This window comes from Vibrio sp. THAF190c (genome assembly GCF_009363355.1).
Classification (GTDB): domain Bacteria; phylum Pseudomonadota; class Gammaproteobacteria; order Enterobacterales; family Vibrionaceae; genus Vibrio; species Vibrio fortis_A.
This window is the reverse complement of the sequence record NZ_CP045341.1, coordinates 50,066-68,024: the sequence shown is the minus strand read 5'-3', so window position 1 is coordinate 68,024 and position 17,959 is coordinate 50,066. Positions and strand designations below refer to the sequence as shown.

Below are 17,959 nucleotides of genomic sequence, written 5' to 3'. Positions count from 1 at the left end.
TTAATCGTTTATGGAACTTTGCACTCAGTTAAACTACGTTCGATCACTCTCTGCTGGCAAAGCATATTTCTACTATCTATCTAAAAGTGGTGAGATGTGTCCCCTTGACATTGATAGGACTAGGTTGCGTGCGCCAAAAGGTGGTTATTCAGAAGCCTATAAAGGAGGTAAGTTCGTAAAAAAGAATGTTGCTCCACAAGATTTAGCTTACTCCAATCCACAGTTTATCGAAGAGTGTTATGTAAAACCTGGTGTCGATGATATCTACTGTGCATTCTCCCTTCGAATTCGAGCCAATTCTCTAACTCCAGATACCTGTAGTGATGACGAAGCGCGCTCTAAACTTTCGTTACTTGCGAAAACATATCAAGAGCTCAATGGGTATCAGGAACTTGCTCTTAGATACGCGAAGAACATTCTGCTTGGTACTTGGCTTTGGAGAAACAGAGAGTGTCGAAAATTGTCGATAGAAGTGGCCACCAGTGATTCACAAACCTTGATTGTAGAAAACGCAACAAGGCTTTCTTGGTATGGTCATTGGGATAAAGCTTCAGCAGAATGCCTAGAAAAGCTCACAGCCTATTTGATGCGAGCCCTATCTGACCCGACCGAATATTTCTACATGGATGTCAAAGCTAAAATTGGAGTTGGTTGGGGGGATGAGGTTTACCCAAGCCAAGAGTTCTTGGATGATCGAGAAGATGGTGTTCCTACCAAGCAGTTAGCTACTGTCGAACTATTAAACGGAAAGGAAACTGTTGCATTTCATGGTCAAAAAATTGGTGCAGCGTTGCAATCGATTGACGATTGGTGGCATGAAGATGCAGATAAGCCCTTAAGAGTGAATGAGTATGGAGCTGACCGAGAGTACGTTATAGCAAGGCGACATGTTTCCTATGGGAATGACTTTTACCAGTTAGTCAGAAATACAGAGAATTGGATTGAGACAATGATAGCTTCTCAGACCATCCCAAATGACGTGCACTTTATTATGTCGGTCTTGATTAAAGGTGGTCTTTTCAATTGTTCCAAAGCGAAGTAAGGGATAGATATGACTAAGCGTTACTATTTCTTAATACGTTACATGCCTGCACAAGCCGACCATGAATTATTGGCAGGGCGGTGTATATCTCAAGTGCACTTGTTTATGGTCAATAACCGACAAGCGATGAATAGGATTGGTGTGAGCTTTCCTGATTGGAATGAATCGACAGTCGGCCAAACTATTGCCTTTGTTGCCGAAGATAAAGAGATGATGGTTGGGCTCTCTTTTCAGCCCTATTTCTCTGTGATGGTAAATGAAGGTTTATTTGAGATCTCTAGTGTATGTGAGGTTCCAGCCAATGCTTTAGAGGTAAGGTTTACCCGTAATCAAACGATTGGGAAAAGCTTTTTAGGCTCTAAGAAACGCCGAATCAAACGTAGCATGGCGAGAGTGGAACTATCTGGCGCTGGAACATCGTTACCAGCCACTAATGAAGAGCGAGTCATCGAGAGTTTTCATCGAATCCCAGTTTCTAGCGGCTCCTCAGCGCAAGATTATATTTTGTTCGTGCAAAAGGAGTTTGTCGATGAGCGCGTTGCAGCAAACTTTAATAGCTATGGTTTAGCCACCAATCAAGAAAGAAAAGGCACGGTACCTGAGTTACGCTTTTTACCTTTTTTCTAAAGCTCTTTTTTAGAGAAGTAAAAACAAGGGCTACAGAAGTAAGAAGAAAAAGGGTATTTTGGTGAATTGTGACTTTAAGCATACAGAATGAGATAGTTAAAGACTATATTCTACAGTGTCCTGCCGAATAGGCAGCTAAGAAAATTTCCGGCGGTACTGCATTTCCGATCATCATGTGTCCTGCCGAATAGGCAGCTAAGAATAGGTCAGGAAGAAAGCAACCTACCTGCTGAACAAGCAGTAGATAATCAAAACCATCATGTTTAGGCTTGATGGTTTTTTATTAGTTGGTCGATTTTATCGGGGGGGATTTTTAATACGGAAATAAATTTATCTTTGTCCCCACGTCAGTTAAAAAATACTCGTGCGATTATCATATTAGTTGTCCCACAACTCTTGCACTCATCAATAAAACTCCTCTTAGATTTTTTCTCAATATGCTTGACCTATGTCTAACACATAGGTTTTAAGCTACAACTAATACATCATTAATTACGAATTGGAGAGAGTTATGAGTTGTTGTAACAAAGCCCCAAATGGTGGGAGCAGTGACCCTAAGTTGTTGTTAAAACTGTTCATCGGGTTGTTTGTGATTATATTTTTAGTCGCCTTTATTTTTGGCTAGCAACATAAAACGAACAAAGTCTCATGTGCATTAAACCTTCAGAGGAGTTGGTTATGTTGACAACTGAAATTGCGAGAGTAGCGGGTGTGACCGCTGAAACAGTCAGGTTTTACACTCGAAAAGGTCTTCTTTATGCAGAGAGAGATCCTAACAATGGCTACAAGATATACCAGCAAAGTGCGGTTAATCGCCTGAAGTTCATTTCTCATGCAAGAGCTATTGGTTTTAGCCTTAGTCAGATTCAAGAAATCATTGATTACTCTGAGCAAGGGCAGACTCCTTGCCCTGCTGTGAGGCAAATGCTGACTGATAAAATCGTAGAAACCAAGCAAAAGATCGAAGAATACCAACGACATTTAGCGATGATGGAAGCGACTTATACAGAGTGGGATGAAAAGCCGGATATGGAGCCCAACGGCAACGCATTGTGTTGCCTAATCGAAGACTGGTCCGAGAAACACCATCAAGTATTACCCGAGGAAAACTAACATGAACACCACACAGTATTCTCTAGCACTTTCCGGCATTAATTGTGGCCGATGTGTCGCTAAAATTGTAGATGAGTTACGTGAAAGAGACCCGGATGTATCTTTCACTATTAATGAGACAAAACACAGAGCAGAGCTTATTACCACGTTAATGCCGGAAAGCGCGATAGAAGTCATTGCAAAGTTAGGATATGTGGCTTCAATACCTACGCAACAAGAGTATCGTACATCAGTATCCAATGTTACTTGTCAACACTGTGTAGGTAAAATCACTAAAGCAATAGTTGAACTGGACGCTACCGCTCAAGTAGTTGTTGATTTAGACAAGCAAACATTGGTGGTGAATAGCAGTTTGAACGGCGATGAAATTGAAAGCGTATTAGTCGAACAGGGCTATAGCGGTAGTACTGATGGCACACAACCACAAACTACGGATGTTACTAAATCGAATAAAGTGAAAACAACACAGGCGGTGGATGTCAGTATTGAGCTGTCATTAATCGGTGTCACTTGCGCAAGTTGTGTCAATACGATTGAAGGTGCGCTTAGATCGGTGTCAGGAGTCGACTCTGTTGACGTGAACTTTGCGAATCGTACGGCGACCGTGGTTTCAAGTCAGCCTGCCAGCGTACTCATTGAGGCGATACAAGGCGCAGGATATGACGCAGAAGAAATTGTCGATCAGGCGTTAGCAAGCGACCTAAAAGAAGAGCGTGAAGCTGAGGAGTATCGCTTTAAAGTAAAACAAAGCGTTATTGGTCTTGGTCTCGGCGTGCCGTTGATGGTATACGGTCTGTTCGGCGGACCAATGAATGTTAATACGCAATCTGAGCAGTTGCTATGGTTGGCCGTAGGTTTAGTGACATTTTTTATTTTAGTCCGTGCGGGCAAGCACTTTTTTACTGGAGCTTGGAAGACCTTTCTGAGCCGTAATGCGAACATGGATACGTTGATAGCGTTGGGAACGGGTACCGCCTGGCTCTATTCAATGGTGGTCGTAGTCGGGCCGCAGTGGCTTCCAGAAAGTGCAAGGCATCTCTACTTTGAAGCTACTGCCATGATCATTGGTTTAATCAATTTAGGACAGGCGCTTGAGTTAAAGGCGCGAGGCAGAACTTCGCAGGCCATCAAGCGTTTGCTTGATTTGAGAGTCAAAACTGCCATGGTGATTCGTGACGGCAAAGAGATGTCTATACCGATTGAACAAGTTATCGCACGCGACTTGATTCGCGTTAGAGCCGGTGAAAAAGTCCCTGTTGATGGTGTGATTACAGAGGGGGAGACAACCATTGATGAGTCTATGCTCACTGGAGAGCCAATTCCTGTTGTTAAACAAGTGGGCAGCTCAGTGTCTGCCGGGACGATTAATGACCACGGAAGTTTCGTTTTTGAGGCACAGAAAGTGGGCAGTGATACTGTTCTTGCTCAGATCATCAGTATGGTGTCGAACGCGCAAAACTCAAAGCCACCAATCAGCCATCTAGCCGATAAAGTGTCTTCAGTGTTTGTACCAACTGTGATGATTCTATCGATTCTGACAGCGCTGGCTTGGTATAACTTTGGCCCTCAACCTTCCTTAGTTTATATGATTGTGGCAGCAACCTCGGTGTTGATCATCGCATGCCCATGTGCACTTGGTCTCGCAACGCCGATTTCTACTATGATCGGTGTCGGTAAGGCCGCCGAGTTTGGTGGGCTAATCCGAAATGGTGAAGCACTGCAAAGAGCCAGTGAATTGGATGTCGTTGTATTGGATAAAACTGGCACGATTACTCAAGGTAAACCTGAAGTAACAAATTTTGTCTTGTTGTCAGAGGACTCAGAGCTTCTGCCTTTGGTCAATGCTTTGGAGAAAGGGTCTAACCACCCGCTAGCTAAAGCGTTAATCGCATTTACTCAAAGTGAAGTGAGTGATGAAGCGAATCTACTAGAAGTGTCAGACTTCGAGTCATTAACCGGACTTGGTGTTCAGGCTCAGTATGCGAGTCAACGCGTGTTGCTTGGCAATCGCAAGCTGATGAACCAGTTTAAGGTCAATGTTGAATCGGTAACAGAGCATGCGTTGCAGTGGGAGCAAGAAGCTAACACAGTGGTGTATTTTGCGATAGGCGATCAACTGAAAGCGCTGTTCGGTATCAGTGATCCGATTCGAGATGATGCTCGAAGTGCGATAAATCGTTTTCATCAGCAAGGCATCCATGTCGTGATGCTAACGGGGGATAACCACAATACAGCGAAAGCGGTGGCATCACTCGCGAATGTTGATGAATATCACGCGCAATTGATGCCTGAGGATAAGCTTCACTGGATCAAGCAGTTGCAAGCGAAAGGGCATGTTGTTGGCATGGTCGGTGATGGTATCAATGATGCGCCAGCACTTGCTCAATCAGACGTTGGCTTTGCTATTGGCAGTGGTACGGATGTCGCGATTGAAAGTGCCGATATTACCTTGATGCGCAGCTCACTCCACGGTATCTCAGATGTGATTGGGATCAGTACTGCCACAATGAAGAACATTAAGCAGAACTTGTGGGGGGCGTTTATCTATAACAGCTTAGGTATTCCCGTGGCTGCAGGGCTTCTGTTTCCGTTCACAGGGTGGCTATTAAGTCCGATCATCGCTGGGGCAGCGATGTCACTGTCCTCTGTTACCGTCGTAACCAATGCGAACCGCTTGCGCTTATATACCCCACCTTCAGCCCCTACAACCAATGAGGAGTAGTACCATGTTAGTCAATTTTTTAGGTCTTACAGCAATCGTATTTATCGTCTGGTGGTTTTGGGGTAAGAAGAACGGCTAAGATGACAAAATTGTCATGAACCCCTCCCCATTACTGATCTAAGTGCTGCGATAAACTGAGTCTAAGTTAAACGAGTTCAAGTAACTTTGGAGAGCAAGAGAATGAAAAGCAAAAAGCCTGATTGTCACAAGAATGGTCATCACAAAGGTCATGGATGGATGATGATTCTATGTGCGTTATTAATGGTAGGTATTCCATTGTTTATTCTCACTTCTAGTCAAGAAGTGTTTAGTTGGGCATACCTGAGTAGTGCGATTGTTCCGTTAATCATCTGTTTAGCTATGCACGGTTTAATGATGAAGATGATTATGCCGAGTGAAAAGAAAGATTCAGAAACTAACGATCAATCGATGGCAAAGATTGAAAACAATCCAGAGTTCAAAGCATAAGTAAGGGTTTAGGTGATTTTATGAAAAAGTTATATGTATCAGTAATTCTTAGTAGTTTGATAGCTGCACCAGTGTTTGCGACTAGTACTAGTGAGCAGCATCTCAAGAGTTATACAAATCAAGATGTTCAGACACACATGAAGCAATCTAAGATGAGCAGTCAACAGGAATCCAATAGTATGATGGATGGTAAGAGTATGGAGAATATGCTTAACGATTGCAGAAAAATGATGGATAAGGTCTAAACATGGAAATGTAGGATTAGCGAAAGGACTTCAATTCTTCCAATTAAGTAAAGAGCTACTTTTGAAGTAGCTCTTTTTTTAATGAACATCAAACATAGTGCTGAAGCTTTGAAAGGTGTAGGACGAATTATAAGAACTGTTGATATTTTTGGCCAATTGAGCTCCCAGCATTTACGTGATCTGTATCTATTGGCTAACGGCCCTACCAGCCCCAACCTTGATCTCCTGGATTGATAGACACAGCTAACTAACGGTTCCATATATAAAATACAAATTAGTTTTAGGCGATTTCGAATTGCGGATTAACGATAAAAATGAAGGGCTCATCCAATTATGACAAAAATGTCATAATTGGATACCAATAGAGTCAGACCTGACCTGCTAAATTAAATTCGTCAACAACGAGAAAGGAAAGACGAATGAATACTCTTAATAAGATTTTGTTATCAGTTACTTGTTTATTGGTTAGTTCAGTATCAATTGCACAGCCATTACATTCCTCTGGTAATTATGTGAGCAGAGTAGACCATAAAACTGTTTCTATCGATGCGGTTAGCTCAAAACAAAGAGCATATATGTTAGGGGCAAAAAAATTGTCAGAGTTTGAGGGGATGAGTGGCAGAGAATTAAGTACGACTCTTATTCCTGTAACAACCAATGGTAGCCGACGAAATTCTACTCATCTGAAAGATGGAGGGTACGTAACTGTTCAAGAAAGGCTGAACAGTCAAGGGCAGCTTGAGTACGTAGCCAAAATCCACATTAATGTCCACTATCAGGAACGAGATAGTAATAACTAAACTGGCAATGTTCTTAGAGTTCTATACTACTTAAGGAGCTAAGGAGCTAAGGAGCTAAGGAGCTAAGGAGCTAAGGAGCGAATTATGATTGATAAAGTATCAGTAATATTTCAGGAGCATAGACTCGAAGAAATCGAATCTATTCTTATGGATGAAGGTGTTCGAAAGTTCACTATCTATCCAGTGCAAGGTCGCGGGACTCAAGCCAACTTAATTGATACACATGTATTGAGCTCGTACTACAAACTGGATGTGTTTATTGGTCAAAATTACACTGGGAGATTAACAGAAATATTGCTTAATACCGTAAGTGTATCGCAAGAAGGCAATGGGGTGACCTCTGTAGAAAGAAATGTTTTAGTATATGATAACAATACGAAACAGCAGATTTCATTATCCTCATACAATCACAAGCCGTGAGAGAAATTTGAGATCTGAAAAAGGTTTAATGTTATATGAAACTACTAGTGGTCGAAGACGAAGAAAAAGCAGGAGCTTATCTTAAGAAAGGGCTAATTGAGTCGGGCTATAGTGTAGATTTGTCAAAGGATGGCGTCGACGCATTATACTTAGCTACGTCTGGTGATTACGACCTCATCATCTTGGATATCATGCTTCCAAAATTGAATGGTTGGCAGATATTACACACACTTCGAAGCAGTGACATTTCGATCCCAGTAATTATTTTATCGGCAAAGGATGAAGTTGAAGATCGAGTTAAAGGGCTTGAACTGGGTGCGAATGACTATCTTGTTAAGCCTTTTGCATTTGTAGAATTACTTGCGAGAGTAAAAAACGTATTGCGTAATCAGGCTAGTACCAGCCGAGAGGTATCCACTTTAGATATTGCCGATTTGAGCTTTGATCTACTCAAACGTAAAGTTACACGTCAAAGTGATACGATTCAGTTGACGGCGAAAGAGTTCTCCTTACTAGAATATTTCTTTTCGAAAAAAGGACAAGTTGTGACTCGTACACAAATCGCATCGGCTGTTTGGGATATGAACTTTGATAGTGATACGAATGTTATTGATGCAGCAGTGAAGAGACTGAGGTCGAAAATCGACAAGCCTTATAAGCAAAAACTAATCCATACTGTCCGTGGTATGGGGTACAAACTTGATGACGCGGTAGAATGAAAAAATTATTAAGACAATCCATCGCTCGCAAACTGGTGTTTATGTTTGTCACTGCCTCTTTTGTTGTTTTAGTCGTTTTTGCTTTGACGATTCAGCACGCTATCAAGAATCACTTTAATGAACAAGATTATAAACATCTAGAAACAAAGCTCCTTCCTTTGATGGGCACTATCGAGCGAGATTTAGATATTTTTCATTCTTGGGATATCTCGGCTTGGATCTTAAACAACAAACAAGTGGTTCAAACGAATAATGGAACTATTGACTTTCCACCTGAACTGATAGAGGGCTCCTCATACGAATGGAGTGTAGGCAATAATCATTACCAAGCTTTTAAGTTTGATTATTCAGAGGTAGAAGGTGGTGCTATTGTTCTTGCAATAGATGTGACTCACCACAAGCTGTTTTTCGACAAGTTAAATACTATCCTATTTTGGACATTGGTTTTGACTGTAAGTTTATCTGGTGCTTACGCTTTAATTATTGTTAGAAATGGCCTGCTACCTCTAAAAACATTGAAGGAGTATATTGAGCAAGTGAATACGAGCAATCTCAGTATACGTATCCCAAGTGAATCACTTCCAAAGGAGCTAAGCAGTTTAATTGTTTCTCAAAACGAAATGTTAGAGAGGTTGCAAACAGGCTACCTCAGGTTGAGTGAGTTTTCATCCGATATTGCTCATGAGTTAAGAACACCGTTGAACAATATCATGACTCAGACTCAAGTGGCACTTGGTACAGAGCGCTCCATTGAAGAGTACGAAGATATTTTAGTATCGAATATCGAAGAACTAGAACGATTCAATAAGACCATTTCGGATACGCTGTACCTAGCTAAATCAGAGAACAAACTTTTGCATAAGACCGAATCAGAGCTTGAGTTGAAAGAGGTTATCACGCCCTTACTTGAGTACTATGAGGTATTGGCGGAAGAGAAAAACGTTCGATTTACTCTAGATGGTTCGTCGACTCTGTTCGGTGACAAAGATATGCTTCAACGAGCATTTGGCAATGTGTTGTCTAATGCGTTAAGGCATTGCTTTCATAATACGGATATATCGGTAGTAATCTCCGAATCAGAAACGAGCAACAAGGTGACAATTAGCAATACCGGTGAGCCTATTCCTTTGAGTTCTTTGCCATATATATTTGAACGGTTTTATCGTTCCGATAAGTCGCGTGTCCATAACGGAAGTGTTGGCGCTGGATTGGGGTTACCGATAGCTAAAGCGATTATGAAAGCGCATAGCGGGGATATCTTGGTGAACGCGAAGGATGAGCGAACTGAGTTCGTCTTTATTTTTAACAACTCTTAATTCCAACAAATTTTAAAGAACACTATTGCCCAACAGTTTCTATACTGTATTATGAATGCAAAGTAAAAGGTACGATATGATAAACTCTCTGAGACAGACAAGTATTATGATTATCAGCATCTTAGCAATGTTGATGTCTAGCTATGTCTCGAGTATGTCAATGATGGACATGAGTCCAATATCGACCTCTTCTTCACTTCAACCTAAACTTTCTCATCATGACTCGATGGGAATGACTGAGACAACAGCAAGTCATCATGCGATGATAGGCTGCCAACCGATGGAAGTGGCAGAGAGTGAAAGTTCTACTCATTGTGGTAGCTCATCTGTATTTGGTGGTGATTGCTGTAAAAGCGTTTGTTCTAGCGTATTCTTCCCACTCTCATCTTCTCGCTTAATCAATATATCTGAACCTGATTTAGCTCTGCGCCACCCAATAAAAATAGGCGTTACAGTAACTCGCATTCAGAGTTTACTGCGTCCACCCTCTGTTTAATTCAACTATTCTAACTATTTAGCTCTCAATTATTTCTGCTGGAAGGCAGAGGTTGAGGTATGTCCATATCGTTTTACGTGGATAAACAACAATGAATATTGAATCAAATGGTTCAAGGGTTCTTAGAACCTTGAGCCTTGGGGTTGCAATTGCACTTTATGCAATGCCTGCCCTGTCACATACGAAGTCGAACGTGACTCCTCAAACTATCGCTACTTCGACGCACCAGCTGAATGCACTAATTGAAGTGGCTCTAGAAAATGATACGAGTCGTTCTCAATATGCTGCGCAATCACAGGCTGTGCGTGAAATGGGCGTTGCAAGCGCTACTCTCATGGATCCAAAACTCAAGGTGGGTTTTGGGGGGTTACCCGTCGATTCATTTAAGTTTGACGAAGATCCCATGACGAATATCTCTGTTGGACTAATGCAGCAGTTTGAACGTGGAGCAACGCTAGATCTTAACCAACGCAAAGCGAATCAACAGGCCGATGGTATTGCGTATCAGGTTCAGGTTCGTGAGCGTGAAGTGGCGAATAGTATTACTCAACTATGGTTGGAACTGGGCTACCTTCAACACGCAGAAACGTTGATTGAATCTAATCAACGTCTCATGGTAGAGATGGAACAGTATATTCAAACCAATTACTCAATCGGTAAGAGCGAAGCGCAAGATCTGCTTAACACCCAACTTCAAGTTAATAAGCTTGACGAAAAGCTGCAATCGAATCAACAAATGCAAAATCGAGTGGTTGCCCAGCTATCAGAATGGTTGGGCTCAGAGTGGTTGCATCGTCGTGCTATTGATTCGAATCAGGTTGGTTATCAACTAGACTGGTCGCGTTTGAATACGCTTCTGGATCAGCAAACCAGTGATACCCAGTACTACTCGCTTCTTAATCAAAACCCCATGGTACAAATGGCTGATGCTAATATCTCTGCCAATCGCACTCAAGTTGAGGTTGCAGAGCAATCTTATACACCACAATTCGGTGTCGAAGTGATGTACGCCTATCGTCAAGCTGACAACATGAAGGGTGAGCCAACTTCAGATTTGCTGAGTGCCTATCTTACTATGGATATCCCTCTGTTTACTGACAGCCGCCAAGATAAAAATGTAGCGGCCGCTCAATATCAAGTGGGCGCGGCTCAATATCAAAAAGATACATTGCTTGCGCAGATGAATTCCCAAGTCGTTGCCTTAACAACTGATAGAGAGAATCTTGCTGAGCGTATTGAGCGCTATCAAAGCCGGTTCATTCCTCAATCCAAAGCACGTATCGAAGCGGTTGAGCGCGGTTATCAGAATAATACCGCTCCGTTTGGCGATGTAATTATTGCGTCAACGGATGACTTGGCTCTTCAAATGGAACTTGCTCGTCTAATAACCGATATGAACCAGATCAATAGCAAGTTATCCATGTTACTTGGTGGTTTCGCGTATCAAATTTCTGCGCCAAATACTCAGTACAAAGAACAATAATAAAGGAATCAAGATGAGTACATTTAAAGTTGCAAGCCTAGCGCTACTAATAGGTGGCGCACTGGGTTATGGAGCGAATATTTACCTTTCAGACATGAACCACAACATGACTGGAATGACAGCTTCTGAGTCTAAATCAAGTGATGAACCACTGTATTGGGTTGCACCCATGGACCCAAATTATCAACGAGATAAGCCAGGAAAGTCGCCTATGGGGATGGATCTTATTCCTGTTTATGCTGATGACCTTAATGGTAGTAACGACAAGCCGGGAACAGTGAAAATAGATCCTGCTGTTGAAAATAACCTTGGCGTTAAAACGGGCACTGTGCAACAAGAAGCGCTTGCACCACGCATCGAAACTGTCGGCTATGTCGCCTTTGATGAGAGTCAACTTTGGCAGACCAATGTTCGTGTCTCTGGGTGGGTTGAAAAGCTTTATATCAATGCTGTTGGTGAAAAAGTTAATCAAGGTGACACGTTGTTTGATTTGTATTCACCTGAGCTTGTAAAAGCGCAAGAAGAACTGATCAGTGCCTACAAAACTAAGCGTAAAGGCATGATACAAGGTGCAACCGATCGTTTGATTTCTTTGGGGGTTGATCGTAGTCAAATTGAATCAATTGTACGTATAGGTAAAGCCTCACAAACCATTGAAATTAAAGCACCGGCAGACGGTGTTATTGCAAGCCTCAATATTCGCGAAGGTGGCTACCTTTCTCCAGCTCAAGCGGTGATTAGCGCAGGCCCTTTGAATCAAGTATGGGTTGATGCAGAGGTCTTTGAACGTCAATCCCATTGGATCAAACAAGGTAGTCAAGCATCTATGACATTGGATGCATTACCAGGTGGCGAATGGAATGGTGAAGTGGATTACGTCTATCCCATCCTTGATTCTAGTACGCGTACATTGCGTGTTCGCCTTAGATTTGATAATCCACAAGGCGAACTTAAGCCAAATATGTTTGCAAATGTCGCTCTGAAGCCAGTATCAAATGATGAAGTGTTAACTATCCCTCGATCGTCGGTCATTCGATCTGGTGGTATGACTCGAGTAGTACTTGCTGAAGGTGATGGAAAATACCGTTCTGCTCGAATCGAAGTTGGTCGTGAAGCCGCTGACAAGATTGAGGTTCTAAAGGGATTACGACAAGGAGAGCGAGTTGTTACTTCAGCACACTTTATGTTGGACTCTGAATCAAGCCAATCTGCCGATCTATCAAGAATCAATGGCCTCGAATCAATTGATGAAACGGCGTGGGCAACAGGTGAAATTACTGATGCAATGGTTGGACATAGAATGCTAACTATTAATCATAAGCCTGTTCCTGAATGGGAATGGCCAGGAATGACCATGAATTTCATAGTGTCAGAGCACGTTGAAATGGAACCACTTTCAAAGGGTCAAACGATTGACTTTGAGATGAAAAAATCTGAATCGGGTCAATATGAAATCGTTGATTACAAAGTAACTGAGCTGAGCATAAATACGGAAATATGGATAGACGGTGATGTTTCTATGTTGATGGCGGATTTTGGTATGGTGACTCTAAATCATGTTCCTGTGGCTGATTGGTCATGGGACGCTGGTGAGCTCAACTTTTCAGTAGGTGGCGACATAGAACTCTCAAGTTTTCAGGAGGGTGACAAAGTTCGGTTTCTAGTGGAGAAACAAGGCTCTGATTATCTTCTCAAAGAGTTAGTTAAAAGAGAGGATAAGCAATGATAGGTGCAATCATCCGATGGTCTATCAATAATCGCTTTTTGGTATTGGTAGCGACTTTTGCTCTAGTCTTTGGTGGATTATATAGCGTAAAAAATACACCAGTTGACGCTCTCCCTGATCTATCAGATGTACAAGTGATCATAAAAACAAGTTACCCGGGTCAGGCACCCCAAGTGGTGGAAGACCAAGTCACGTATCCGCTGACAACGGCAATGCTTGCCGTTCCTGGTGCTGAAACTGTTCGTGGATATTCGTTCTTTGGTGATTCTTATGTGTATATCATTTTTAATGATGATACAGATATGTACTGGGCTCGCTCGCGAGTACTTGAGTACTTGAGTCAAGTAGCGCCAAACCTTCCTCCAAGCGCCAAGCCAACCCTTGGTCCAGATGCGACAGGTGTGGGCTGGATTTATAATTATGTATTGCAAGATAAAACTGGAAAGCACGACCTTGCAGAACTTCGCAGCTTACAAGATTGGTTCTTGAAATATGAGCTACAAACTGTTGATGGAGTGTCTGAAGTTGCGACTGTTGGCGGTATGGTTAAACAGTACCAAGTACAAATTGATCCGGCTAAATTACGTGCATATGACCTTACCTTACAACAGGTCAATATGGCTATTCAAAATGGTAACCAAGAAAGTGGAGCATCTGTAGTAGAAGTTGCAGAAGCTGAACATATGGTACGAACAACTGGTTACCTGTCTAGTATTGATGACATTAAAGCGCTTCCTCTCAAAGTAAGTAAAAAGGGGGCTCCTCTATTATTAGGTGATGTGGCTGATATTGATCTCGGACCTCAGATGAGACGAGGAATCTCTGAGTTAAATGGTGAAGGTGAAGCCGTAGGTGGCGTAATTGTTATGCGTTTTGGAGAAAACGCGAGCGAAGTGATCAGTGATGTTAAGGATAAACTAAGCGAACTTCAGCGTAGCTTGCCGGATGGGGTTGAGATAGTTGCTACTTACGACCGATCTACGTTAATCAATGCAGCGGTTGAGAACCTTTGGAAAAAGCTCGCTGAAGAGTTCATTGTTGTCGCTATTGTATGTGCGCTGTTCCTATTCCATATACGATCTTCGCTAGTTATCGCATTGAGCCTTCCGGTCGGTATTCTAGGGGCCTTTATTGTCATGCACTGGCAAGGCATCAACGCCAATATTATGTCGTTGGGTGGTATCGCGATCGCAATAGGTGCAATGGTAGACGGTGCTATCGTTATGATAGAAAACGTACATAAACACATTGAGCGGACGCCATTGACTGACAAGAACCGATGGCAAGTTATTGGAGATGCGGCGCAGGAGGTTGGTGCACCGTTATTCTTCTCGCTACTGATCATCACGCTGAGTTTTGTCCCTGTATTCGCATTGGAAGGTCAAGAAGGCAAGATGTTCTCACCACTTGCGTTTACTAAAACTTATGCAATGGCGGCAGCGGCAGGTCTTGCGATTACGTTGGTACCGGTTCTCATGGGGTACCTTATTCGAGGAAAAATATTACCAGAGAACAAAAATCCTATTAATAAAGGATTAATTGCTCTTTATAAGCCCTTACTGAATATCAGTCTTAAATACCCGAAAAGTATGATTGTATTGGCTATTGCTCTCATGGGGTCTGCTTACTATCCAACAACGAAGCTAGGTAGTGAGTTTATTCCTCCTCTTGATGAGGGTGATTTGATGTACATGCCAACCACCTATCCAGGTATTTCCATTGGTAAAGCACGAGAGTTACTTCAGCAAACAAACAAGCTAATTAAGACCGTACCTGAAGTGCAGACAACATGGGGTAAAGTCGGTCGTGCTGACACAGCAACAGACCCTGCTCCCTTAACTATGATTGAAACGGTCATTCAGCTTAAACCTCGAGATCAGTGGCGTGAGGGTGTGACAACTGAGTCGCTAAGAAAAGAGTTTGATGACTTAATTCAATTTCCTGGTTTAACTAACGCATGGGTGATGCCTATAAAAACACGCATCGACATGTTAGCAACGGGTATCAAAACTCCAATAGGTATCAAGATCGCAGGGAGTGACTTAGCTGAAATTGAGAAAATAGGTGCTCAACTAGAACCTATTCTTAACAATATTGCAGGCACTGCATCTGTATATGCAGAGCGTGTTGCCGGTGGTCGTTATGTCACTATTGATATCAATCGACCAGCAGCAGCTCGATACGGTCTTAACATCAAAGAGATACAACAAGTTGTTTCTACCGCAGTCGGGGGTATGAATGTTGGAGAAACCATTGAAGGTCTCGAGCGTTACCCAATTAATGTCCGCTATCCACAAGATTATCGTGATTCAGTCGTTAAGCTTCAGCAATTGCCATTGGTTACACCTAGTGGGGCTAGAATTGCTTTGGCTGATGTCGCTGATATTCGCTATGAAGATGGACCACCAATGATTAAAACAGAAAATGCTCGCCCAAATGGCTGGGTGTTTGTTGATATTGATGGCCGAGACCTAGGATCTTACGTTGAGGAGGCAAAACAGGCAGTTGCAGAGCAACTTGATATGCCAGCAGGCTATTCAATTGCATGGTCAGGTCAATATGAATACATGGAACGTGCGAAAGAACGCTTGGGTGTCGTTGTGCCGATTACAATTGCCATCATCATGCTACTGCTTTATTTCAGCTTCCGACGCGTAGGTGAGGTGATGATTATCATGCTGACTCTGCCTTTAGCGATGGTTGGTGGTTTGTGGCTCATGCATTACCTCGGTTACAACTTCTCAATCGCGGTAGGTGTTGGTTTTATTGCTCTAGCTGGGGTTGCTGTTGAGATTGGAGTCATCATGTTGGTGTACCTCAACCAATCATGGCATTACACAAAGCTGGACGCCAAAGAGCAAAGTAAATCCTTGAATGAACAAGATTTAAGTAACTCGATTCAAGAAGGTGCTGGCTTGCGTGTTCGTCCGGTAATGATGACGGTACTTACTGTGATTATCGGTTTGATCCCAATCATGTACGGTGAGGGGACTGGATCTGAGGTAATGCAGCGTATCGCTGCCCCAATGATTGGTGGCATGGCCTCAGCTCTCTTATTAACACTCCTTGTACTTCCAGCGATTTTCAAGCTTTGGAAAACACACGAACTTAAACACGGCTAAAACACCTTCGGGCTAAGAATGAACTTAGCCCGTCAAACTCATAAATGAATTACTAAGGAAAACAATATGAACATGAAAAAAACACTACTTGCCGCTCTTCTTTCGATTACAGCAACATCTGCAATGGCAGAAATAGACCACTCTAAAATGGATCATTCAAAGATGGATCACGGTAATATGAATCATGGTGATATGGACCATAGCAAAATGGATCACTCAATGATGTCTATGGAAGGGATGTCTGACGTTGGTATGCCAGCAACAGGTGCAAAGCCAGATAAAGTGGTCCATGTCTTGCTGGCAGATGACATGACAATCAAGTTCAAAAGAGAAGTACAAATTGAACCTAATGATGTAGTTCAATTTGTGGTTATGAATGTTGGCAAAATTGATCATGAATTCACTATTGGCTCAGCGAAAGAGCAACTTGAACACCGAGAAATGATGAAGAAGATGCCTCATCATATGCATGATTCTGGGAATGCAATTACAGTACAACCGGGTAAAGCTAAGCAGTTGATTTGGCACTTTCACGGTGATAGCAAGGTTGAATTTGCATGCAATATTCCAGGACATGCAGAAGCTGGCATGATTAAAAAGGTGAGCTTATAAGCAATAAAGGAATCTGATGATGCTAAAGCGTTCATTCATACTCGCGAGTATGTTTAGTGTGAGCTTATTCTCTTATGCTTCAGAAGACTCAATTTCGGTCGGTGAATCCACTTTTCGTACTGTAGGTGGATATGGATGTATTGCTTGTCATGGACTTTACGGACAAGGTGGGGGCAATGTCGGCGGAAATGTTAGGGGGAGCACTCTTGCAGACTTGGAATATAGCCTAAAGCATGAAAACACAATGAAGCTCCTAGGTGACGTATTGAGTCACCAAGATAAGGTAAATCTAGCGAATTACTTGGAATACCTTGGTGCGTTTCAATTAGTAGATTGGATTTATGAAGACTTTGAAGGTTCAAAGTTTTTTTTCTCAATAATGAATGGTGCAAAGAGCCAATTGATAGTGTTCAATAAAACTTTTGAGCCAATGTCGATTGATCTTTCTTCTTTGGCTGGTGAGCATTTAATTTTGCGTGTTGAGCCTTACGAGACTCAGCTATTTGAATGGCTCCCCGAGAAAGGTGTCTATGAGCTGAACTATGGTAATGAAATCATAAACATTGATGTAAAATAGAACTTAGTTAGGTAATTATTATGAATAACAAATTGAGAATTATTGCGTTTTCCTCTCTACTTTTTAGTTTTAATGTACTTGCTAAGCCAGTAATTGAGCTATACAAATCTCCTACGTGTGGTTGCTGTAAAGAATGGGCTGCAATTATGGAGAAGAAAGGCTACGAAGTTAATGTTAACCTTGCTCGTGATTGGAGTGATGTCAAGCAAGAGTTTGGTATGCCTAATCAACTTATGTCCTGCCATACAGCTGTCATTGATGGGTATATGATTGAAGGGCATGTTCCTGAGTCTGATATCAAGCGCTTGCTGGAGGAGAGACCCGAAAATATTTCAGGACTTGCCGCTCCCGGTATGCCGCAGCATTCGCCGGGAATGGCACGACCGGGGCAGGAGTACAAAGACTTTAACGTTGTGTCTTTTGATAAGACAGGTCAAATGAAACTATACAGTAAGTATTAAAGGACTTAGT

The 17,959-nt window shown here is 42.3% G+C and carries 17 protein-coding genes; all 17 read left to right on the top strand.

The annotated features are described in order from the left end of the window. The first annotated feature begins 10 nt into the window (after positions 1 to 10). The 17 genes from csy3 to FIV04_RS25450 all read left to right on the top strand — a co-directional run bounded on the left by csy3 (position 11) and on the right by FIV04_RS25450 (position 17,949). Positions 11 to 1,042, top strand: coding sequence for a type I-F CRISPR-associated protein Csy3 (csy3, locus tag FIV04_RS25530; RefSeq protein ID WP_152471225.1), 1,032 nt, complete (start codon positions 11 to 13; stop codon positions 1,040 to 1,042). Positions 1,043 to 1,051: 9 nt separating this feature from the next. After that, the gene (gene cas6f / locus FIV04_RS25525) at positions 1,052 to 1,669 is read left to right on the top strand and encodes a type I-F CRISPR-associated endoribonuclease Cas6/Csy4 (RefSeq protein ID WP_152471224.1); all 618 of its coding nucleotides are present in this window, start codon (positions 1,052 to 1,054) and stop codon (positions 1,667 to 1,669) included. 678 nt (positions 1,670 to 2,347) lie between these two features. Then, positions 2,348 to 2,782: a MerR family transcriptional regulator gene (locus tag FIV04_RS25520; protein WP_253895671.1), complete on the top strand. Its 435-nt coding sequence runs from the start codon at positions 2,348 to 2,350 to the stop codon at positions 2,780 to 2,782. Between the two features lies 1 nt (position 2,783). Next, positions 2,784 to 5,504 (top strand): heavy metal translocating P-type ATPase, encoded by a 2,721-nt coding sequence (locus FIV04_RS25515; protein ID WP_152471222.1) that lies wholly within the window; start codon positions 2,784 to 2,786, stop codon positions 5,502 to 5,504. A 180-nt stretch (positions 5,505 to 5,684) separates the two neighbouring features. Further along, positions 5,685 to 5,972, top strand: a complete 288-nt coding sequence (locus FIV04_RS25510) for a hypothetical protein (RefSeq protein ID WP_152471221.1) — start codon at positions 5,685 to 5,687, stop codon at positions 5,970 to 5,972. A gap of 20 nt (positions 5,973 to 5,992) precedes the next feature. Next, positions 5,993 to 6,217 carry a hypothetical protein gene (locus FIV04_RS25505; protein WP_152471220.1) on the top strand — a complete coding sequence of 75 codons (225 nt, stop codon included), beginning with the start codon at positions 5,993 to 5,995 and terminating at the stop codon, positions 6,215 to 6,217. Between the two features lie 419 nt (positions 6,218 to 6,636). Then, entirely contained in the window at positions 6,637 to 7,017 is a 381-nt protein-coding gene (locus FIV04_RS25500) for a DUF3316 domain-containing protein (RefSeq protein WP_152471219.1), read from the top strand. Between the two features lie 84 nt (positions 7,018 to 7,101). After that, a complete protein-coding gene (locus FIV04_RS25495; protein ID WP_152471218.1) occupies positions 7,102 to 7,437 on the top strand; it encodes a P-II family nitrogen regulator in 336 nt (111 codons plus the stop codon). Between the two features lie 35 nt (positions 7,438 to 7,472). Next, on the top strand, positions 7,473 to 8,156 hold the full coding sequence (locus tag FIV04_RS25490; RefSeq protein ID WP_152471217.1) for a heavy metal response regulator transcription factor: 684 nt from the start codon (positions 7,473 to 7,475) through the stop codon (positions 8,154 to 8,156). Then, on the top strand, positions 8,153 to 9,472 hold the full coding sequence (locus FIV04_RS25485; protein WP_152471216.1) for a heavy metal sensor histidine kinase: 1,320 nt from the start codon (positions 8,153 to 8,155) through the stop codon (positions 9,470 to 9,472). Before FIV04_RS25490 ends, FIV04_RS25485 begins: the two co-directional genes overlap by 4 nt. 106 nt (positions 9,473 to 9,578) lie before the next feature. Next, a complete protein-coding gene (locus tag FIV04_RS25480; RefSeq protein ID WP_152471215.1) occupies positions 9,579 to 9,968 on the top strand; it encodes a hypothetical protein in 390 nt (129 codons plus the stop codon). A gap of 163 nt (positions 9,969 to 10,131) precedes the next feature. Continuing rightward, positions 10,132 to 11,451, top strand: a complete 1,320-nt coding sequence (locus FIV04_RS25475; RefSeq protein WP_253895674.1) for a TolC family protein — start codon at positions 10,132 to 10,134, stop codon at positions 11,449 to 11,451. Positions 11,452 to 11,464: 13 nt separating this feature from the next. Beyond that, positions 11,465 to 13,177 carry an efflux RND transporter periplasmic adaptor subunit gene (locus tag FIV04_RS25470; protein ID WP_152471213.1) on the top strand — a complete coding sequence of 571 codons (1,713 nt, stop codon included), beginning with the start codon at positions 11,465 to 11,467 and terminating at the stop codon, positions 13,175 to 13,177. Then, positions 13,174 to 16,299, top strand: coding sequence for an efflux RND transporter permease subunit (locus FIV04_RS25465; RefSeq protein ID WP_152471212.1), 3,126 nt, complete (start codon positions 13,174 to 13,176; stop codon positions 16,297 to 16,299). Before FIV04_RS25470 ends, FIV04_RS25465 begins: the two co-directional genes overlap by 4 nt. A 72-nt stretch (positions 16,300 to 16,371) precedes the next feature. Continuing rightward, the gene (locus tag FIV04_RS25460) at positions 16,372 to 16,911 is read left to right on the top strand and encodes a cupredoxin family protein (RefSeq protein ID WP_152471334.1); all 540 of its coding nucleotides are present in this window, start codon (positions 16,372 to 16,374) and stop codon (positions 16,909 to 16,911) included. Positions 16,912 to 16,969: 58 nt separating this feature from the next. After that, a complete protein-coding gene (locus FIV04_RS25455) occupies positions 16,970 to 17,488 on the top strand; it encodes a hypothetical protein (RefSeq protein ID WP_152471211.1) in 519 nt (172 codons plus the stop codon). A gap of 20 nt (positions 17,489 to 17,508) precedes the next feature. Further along, a complete protein-coding gene (locus FIV04_RS25450; protein ID WP_152471210.1) occupies positions 17,509 to 17,949 on the top strand; it encodes a DUF411 domain-containing protein in 441 nt (146 codons plus the stop codon). The last annotated feature ends 10 nt before the right edge of the window (positions 17,950 to 17,959 follow it).

Bases quoted from the DNA above. Each gene is read 5' to 3' on its own strand.
- FIV04_RS25495 (WP_152471218.1), top strand. From the start codon at position 7,102: ATGATTGATAAAGTATCAGTAATATTTCAGGAGCATAGACTCGAAGAA.
- FIV04_RS25465 (WP_152471212.1), top strand. From the start codon at position 13,174: ATGATAGGTGCAATCATCCGATGGTCTATCAATAATCGCTTTTTGGTA.
- FIV04_RS25510 (WP_152471221.1), top strand. From the start codon at position 5,685: ATGAAAAGCAAAAAGCCTGATTGTCACAAGAATGGTCATCACAAAGGT.
- FIV04_RS25450 (WP_152471210.1), top strand. From the start codon at position 17,509: ATGAATAACAAATTGAGAATTATTGCGTTTTCCTCTCTACTTTTTAGT.
- FIV04_RS25520 (WP_253895671.1), top strand. From the start codon at position 2,348: ATGTTGACAACTGAAATTGCGAGAGTAGCGGGTGTGACCGCTGAAACA.
- FIV04_RS25460 (WP_152471334.1), top strand. From the start codon at position 16,372: ATGAAAAAAACACTACTTGCCGCTCTTCTTTCGATTACAGCAACATCT.
- FIV04_RS25480 (WP_152471215.1), top strand. From the start codon at position 9,579: ATGATTATCAGCATCTTAGCAATGTTGATGTCTAGCTATGTCTCGAGT.
- FIV04_RS25500 (WP_152471219.1), top strand. From the start codon at position 6,637: ATGAATACTCTTAATAAGATTTTGTTATCAGTTACTTGTTTATTGGTT.
- FIV04_RS25490 (WP_152471217.1), top strand. From the start codon at position 7,473: ATGAAACTACTAGTGGTCGAAGACGAAGAAAAAGCAGGAGCTTATCTT.
- csy3 (WP_152471225.1), top strand. From the start codon at position 11: ATGGAACTTTGCACTCAGTTAAACTACGTTCGATCACTCTCTGCTGGC.
- FIV04_RS25470 (WP_152471213.1), top strand. From the start codon at position 11,465: ATGAGTACATTTAAAGTTGCAAGCCTAGCGCTACTAATAGGTGGCGCA.
- FIV04_RS25515 (WP_152471222.1), top strand. From the start codon at position 2,784: ATGAACACCACACAGTATTCTCTAGCACTTTCCGGCATTAATTGTGGC.
- FIV04_RS25475 (WP_253895674.1), top strand. From the start codon at position 10,132: ATGCCTGCCCTGTCACATACGAAGTCGAACGTGACTCCTCAAACTATC.
- FIV04_RS25485 (WP_152471216.1), top strand. From the start codon at position 8,153: ATGAAAAAATTATTAAGACAATCCATCGCTCGCAAACTGGTGTTTATG.
- FIV04_RS25505 (WP_152471220.1), top strand. From the start codon at position 5,993: ATGAAAAAGTTATATGTATCAGTAATTCTTAGTAGTTTGATAGCTGCA.
- cas6f (WP_152471224.1), top strand. From the start codon at position 1,052: ATGACTAAGCGTTACTATTTCTTAATACGTTACATGCCTGCACAAGCC.